The sequence below is a fragment of the Synechococcus sp. UW179A genome (assembly GCF_900473965.1).
GTDB lineage: Bacteria > Cyanobacteriota > Cyanobacteriia > PCC-6307 > Cyanobiaceae > Synechococcus_C.
The window spans coordinates 1-5,578 of the sequence record NZ_UCNJ01000011.1; the positions used below are offsets into that span (position 1 = coordinate 1).

The following is a 5,578-nucleotide window of genomic DNA, read 5'->3' on the forward strand; positions in this document are numbered from 1 at the left end:
CACTGCCATCGGCGTCGGTATCACCACCGGAGGCATCATTCAGGTCAGTGATTTCGGTGCCAGGAGTGATGTTTTCATCTTTGGCAACAGTGACATCAGCAATATCGGGATCACTTGGTTGTGTAATCGTTATCGATAAAGATTGCCAAACATCAACGCTATTAATATTCCTCTTTAGGTCGAAATCATTGAGTGTTTTTGGGCTATGTGTGGCATGAACATTGACTTCGTAGATGCCATCTCCATTGGCATCTGTTTTGTTGCCGTAGGTCGGAGCGGTTGTGAACTCCAATAAACCGGTTGATCGGTTGATTGTGAACTTGTCTGCGTCGTCACCGCCTCTGATGAACCAATAGGTTTGCTTGCTCCTGTTTATGGGAGCAACGTTAGGCCCAAAGTACTCGGAGGAGGCATTAGTATAAGTATAAACTTGCTTCGTATTTTCTAGCAGATTGAGTGCAGTAGAATAATCCCCTGCTCTGCCGGAAGGTCCTTGTATCAGGACTGGAACTTTTTGTAAGGCATATGAATTATCAGCTAATTTTTTGTTGAGATCCTCAGGGTCTGAGCCATTGAGGGTGTCGAACTGAATGACAAGAAAGTTTGTATTTTTGCTATCAAAAAAGCTAGTTGACTGTGCGTTGTATAGAGCAAGATAGGAAATGTGATTATTTCCTGTGCCTGTTGTGAACGTCCCTTGAACATTGGGATTGATTTTTGATTGAAATGTATCTCTTGAGTAAGATCCTTGGATAAAGTAATTATCGCCAATAGTGAGGCTGGCAAGAGAATCGCCTGCCGACAGGACATTGTATGAATTATTCGGTAAATAGAGTTTGTGTTTTCGATGGTTGAATTTGTAGATAACATCAACCCCGCTGTTGAATTCAATGGTTGATCCGAGTGAAAGTGTTGGACTGGTCTCTAAGCCGCCCGCATTCGTCCAGATATGAGAATCGCCATCATTTTGAAAAATGTGGGCATATGGGTTGAGGCCATGCGGTCCTTTGCCGGAAACCGTCCCACCGGAAAGGGAATCAGCTCCAGGTCCACCATGGAGACGGTCCTGCCCAGCCCCTGCCGATAAAACGTCATTTCCAATTCCGCCAGTCAGCAGATCGTTTCCGTTGTTGCCTCTGATCCAATCGCTACCCTTGTTGCGGGAGTTTTCCTTTGCTTCGTTATCGCCATCTCCTCGAAGGATGTCTGCTTTATTGCCTCCGATAAAGATGTCATTGCCATCACCGCCAAACATATGGTTTGACTTATTATCTCGGCTATTGGTTGATTTATCGACAAGGTAATCATTGCCATCTTCACCAAACAATTGATCCTTGTGTGACCCACCGATCAGTTTGTCGTTGCCTTTTCCGGCGTAAATCCAGTCTTCACCCCAGCCAGCATTGATGCTGTCATTGCCGGTGGTTCCAACGATTTTCGTTGCCTTCTTGGTATCGTCAATATAAACTTTTCCGGCCCTCACCCATCTTGTTCTTGTCCCATTCCAGGCTGAGAATTCAACTTCTTGGTGTTTACCGTCCTGGATGATCATTCCATGGTCATCGTCGCTTTGTATTTCATCCCTGACTAAATCATCAATTGGTTGGTCTTGATCGCTTCGCGCAAGCAATTCAGCGAAATATTCCCCTTCGTCGCCTTTTGTGTCTTTGCTGTTGAGAATCTGGTCGAGGTGGTGACCAAGCTCTTCATTCAGCACTCTGGTGCTATCTTTAAATGACGCCGTTTTGAGCCAGTCTTGGTTCAGAAAAATCTTGCCATTTGACGAAGAATACGCGCCGCTACGGCCGTACATCTTTTGGCTTGGAAGTAGAACAATCTCAGGAAGTAATGAGTAGTTTTTTCCCGTTAGCTGGGCGTTGATTTCTTGAAGATTTGTGGGTATTTCTAGTAGGTCTAAAGCTATTTTGCTTGAGGAAATTAGATCGCCATTTTTTGCTGCTCTGTGCAGGCTGCTTTGCCATGCGTTTTCATGTTCAGAAAGGGTGTGGCCTATTCCGCTGTCAACATCAATGGGGTGGGTTGTCTGCTCTGAGATCTGCTGGGGGGAATTCTGGGTAGCTCTTGGTGGAGTGGCTTCTGCGGGGTTGAGCTGAATTCCGGTCGGTTGGTAAGGATGCGCGCGGTCTTCGTTAATGGTGTTTTCTGTTTTGCTTCTCCCAGTCGCAACTTCTGGCCTCTCGCCTGATGACGCATCGCTTGGATTTCTCATTGCACCTTCCCCCTGTTAAGGCGCAGCAAGCTCCTGATGATCACGACGTAACCAGCTGCAGCTATGGGCATCCCCGATCGTCTCAGCAATCACTCACCTAATTCTTAGCTATTTCCAAGCATTGCCAACGTCTGTATGGGCCTGATAGTGCGAGAAATTCATGTGCAGATTTGTTCAGCTCGCCTCGTCGTTGCTGGGATCGCTCTGCCCGCTGGCCCACGACTGGTGATCCCTGTGGGGGCGATTGATCTCAACTTTGTAGGTTTCAGCCCCAGATCTCGCCCTGGATTAGGCAGTTGGTGGGTGCTGGTTTGCTGTGTTGTTCACACCTTTAGGCAGGCATTCGATACTGGTTTGGTGGAGGTTTTTCCGTTTGCCAATGGTCATGCTTTGTCTGTTTTGAGTTTCTCAGAAGCAAACAAAGTATTGGTGAGCTGATCGGGTATTTCGGCTTACCAGCCTGCCTAGTCTCTTTGACCCCTATCGTTGAGTTGCTGCTACAGGCAGCATCGCCGTTCTGGCTCAACTGCCCAGCGGATTGATGCTTTTCAAGCGCTCCATGCTTCTGTTGCGTCTCCCGGCGCGCAAAATCGTTGAAGTGAAGCAGGCTTATGGCTGTTCCATCTTTTAATAATTAATTTGGATTTTATGCGAATTAAATTACAGAAATTTGAACAGTTAGATCATTGTAGTCCCAGTCACTACTTCCACTGTGCTGATTGTCTTCGAAGCCGAAGTGATTCATGCCTAAAATCTTGAGATTGTTTGGCGTGTTGTTAGCGGAAGCATTGTTAGCTGTATAGATCAATCCACTCCCGGTAATCATGACAGGGGCGTAAAGGCCGTATTCGCTGGATTTGATGGTCCATTCCAGACTGGTTGTTTCGTTTCCAGTGAGGTCAATTTGTTCTTCGTTGGGATTGATGAGTGATTGTCGAACCATATTCTGGAAGGCATCACTTCCATCGGCCTTGATCCCGTTGACACTCAAGACGTCGCTGTCGTCATCAAATCGTACGAAGGCGAGTCGGCTTTGTGATTCGGAATCGCTATTTACTTCGACTCTAAGAGTCACCATGTCTTGGTGTAGAGCTTGCAGGTTAAGAATCCCTGTTTGTAGAGAGTTTTGCGACCGAGCTATCAGGTAGTTGTCAAGATTTTCCGGCGTCAGATGGCCGCTGATGGAGATTTCTAGTTTGTTGGACTCTCGGTCTGAAGATCCGGACTCCTCATTCACCACTAACGACCAACTTCCATCCTTGTTACTCTCTTGAAGTTTGATCGCAGGAGAGGTTTGGTTCGTATTGTCGTTGCTTGAGTTTCGGAATCGCAGTTCTTCTCCAACCTGCAAGTAGATCTCATTACGACCGAGATTTTGATTGTCAATGGTTGCTCCGATTTCACCAATTCGGTTTCGTTTATTGCTGATCAAAAGGAGGCTATCTTGCCATTCTTTGTCAGCACTTTCAGTGTTAAGTCTGACCCAGAGACCAAGGCCCTCCGGTCCTTCAACGGTGAGGCCTAGCCCATCTGCTGTGGTCGTCAGTCTGGGTGGACTTTGCAGCTCAGCTGCCCCGATTGGGTCTTCGATGATGAATGGGTCGGGGTTGATGTCTCCGGGGGCGTTGTCTTGAAGGAACAAGGTTGCCCCATCTGGTCTGCCATCGCCGTCTCGATCCATGAGGATTCCTCCGAGGCCTGTGATCGGGTCAAAACCAAAGAAGCGCAATTGCCCAGATGCATCCGGTTTGACCAGCGCGTTCCATAGGGATTCATCGTTGTCGAAGCGATAATCGACGCGGTGAATCGTATTTGAAAATTGTTGGTTAGCGGCATCTCTGTAGGCTGCGCTTTCGGATTTGGGAACCCCCCCCCTCGGCGATCACTTCAGGCACGAGTCGGAAGCTCGCTTGATCGGTTGTATTAAGGACTGAGTTTGTGCTTCCTTGGGTTTTAGTGTTGTCTTTACTTCGAATAATCTTATTGAGAGCGTTAATGCTCTCTCCCTTCATGCGTTCTGCTTCTTTTTTGATTCCCTGGAAGCGAAGTGCGATGCGTGAGATTAATAACCCACCAACTTGTGTTGCTTGGTCAAGCAGCGTGTTTTTGATCAACTGGAGGCTTGATCTCCCATTCTTAGAGGATGGGAAGGAGGCGACATCTCTTTGTTTGAAGTCTGGAATTCCGTCTTCATTGTGGTCCCAGGGTTGTTGACTCAAAGGATCGGTTTCGCGCTCAATTATATCTTCGACACCGTCATTATCTGAATCGATTCCTCCTTTTGAAGCGCTTGTTTTGTCTGACTCTATAGATTTTGATCGTTCAACTGTGGCAATGGTGTTAATTGAAAACACGAGAGTGTTGTCTGTCTCTGATCCGTCGCGATTGAAGTTGCCCGATGAATTGCAGAATTTGTTCGACTCAACGCAGATAATTCCATCCTCTGTGCTATCGATGGCTGGTGTGAATCTGGCGCTGTAATTGGTTCCTGAGCCCGTAAAGTTTGAAATAGAGCCGCCCGAATAATTGAGATCAGATTCGGTGAAATCACTCGATGGACTTGAGAGAGTAAAGATGACTTTCGCCGTCTGTCCCCGCTTCAGTGATGTCACCGCCGATGACAGTGCAATGGAAGGTGTGCGAGTTTCTGCTTCCTTGTTGAGATTGCTGATGCCCTCTGATCCGTAGCTTGTTGCGATATCACTTTCGCTGCCAATGAGTTCACTGATGGAGCTGGCATCGATGATGCCCGTTGTATGTCCATCTAATGTGTTAAGAATTGACGCTGCAAGGGAGGTGTCGATGAGAGTAACTGTTTCATCGCCGAGATTGCTGATGCCCGAGGAGGCATAGGCTGCGTTCAGATCTGTTGCTGTGCCAGTGAGTGTATTGATGGTTCCGGCATCGATGGTGCCGGATGTGTTGCCATCGAGTGCGTTGAGTATGGAAGCGGCGAGCGATGTATCAGTGAGGGTGATTATTTCACTGCCCAGATCGCTGATGCCTGAGGAGACATAGAGGCTGATGAGGTCTGTAGCAGTTCCTGTAAGTTTGTTGATATTGGTGGCATTGATGGCGACTGTGGTTTTGTCACCAAGACTGTTTAAAGCAGAAGTTAAAACGGACGTATCGGCAATGGTGATGGAATAAGCATTGCCAGTTTCATTGAGCCCCGCGAGTGTCGCCATATCGCCATCTGAGATGGTTGCCGTGACCACACCGGTTGTGGCAGCTGCGAGGGTGTTGGCTTCCGAGGTGGTTGCTGTTCCTGAACTGACGTTGAGATTTTCATCGCCGAGATTGCTGATGCTGCTTGATGCGTAGCTGGTGTTGATTTCAGCGGCAGCA

General features: G+C 47.7%; 2 protein-coding genes and 1 pseudogene. All 3 read right to left on the reverse strand.

What is annotated here, in order from left to right; all coding sequences use genetic code 11:
* Nucleotides 1–2,230, reverse strand: a pseudogene (locus DXY31_RS04375) (calcium-binding protein); the annotation flags it as partial.
* Nucleotides 2,231–2,885: 655 nt separating this feature from the next.
* A complete protein-coding gene (locus tag DXY31_RS04385) occupies nucleotides 2,886–3,911 on the reverse strand; it encodes a hypothetical protein (protein ID WP_137024896.1) in 1,026 nt (341 codons plus the stop codon).
* Nucleotides 3,912–4,056: 145 nt separating this feature from the next.
* Nucleotides 4,057–5,578, reverse strand: a 1,522-nt coding sequence (locus tag DXY31_RS16770) for an Ig-like domain-containing protein (protein ID WP_170953550.1), incomplete at its 5' end; no start/stop codon positions are given.

Coding starts and splice junctions, on each gene's coding strand:
- DXY31_RS04385 (WP_137024896.1), bottom strand. CDS start 3,911: ATGGATCGAGACGGCGATGGCAGACCAGATGGGGCAACCTTGTTCCTT.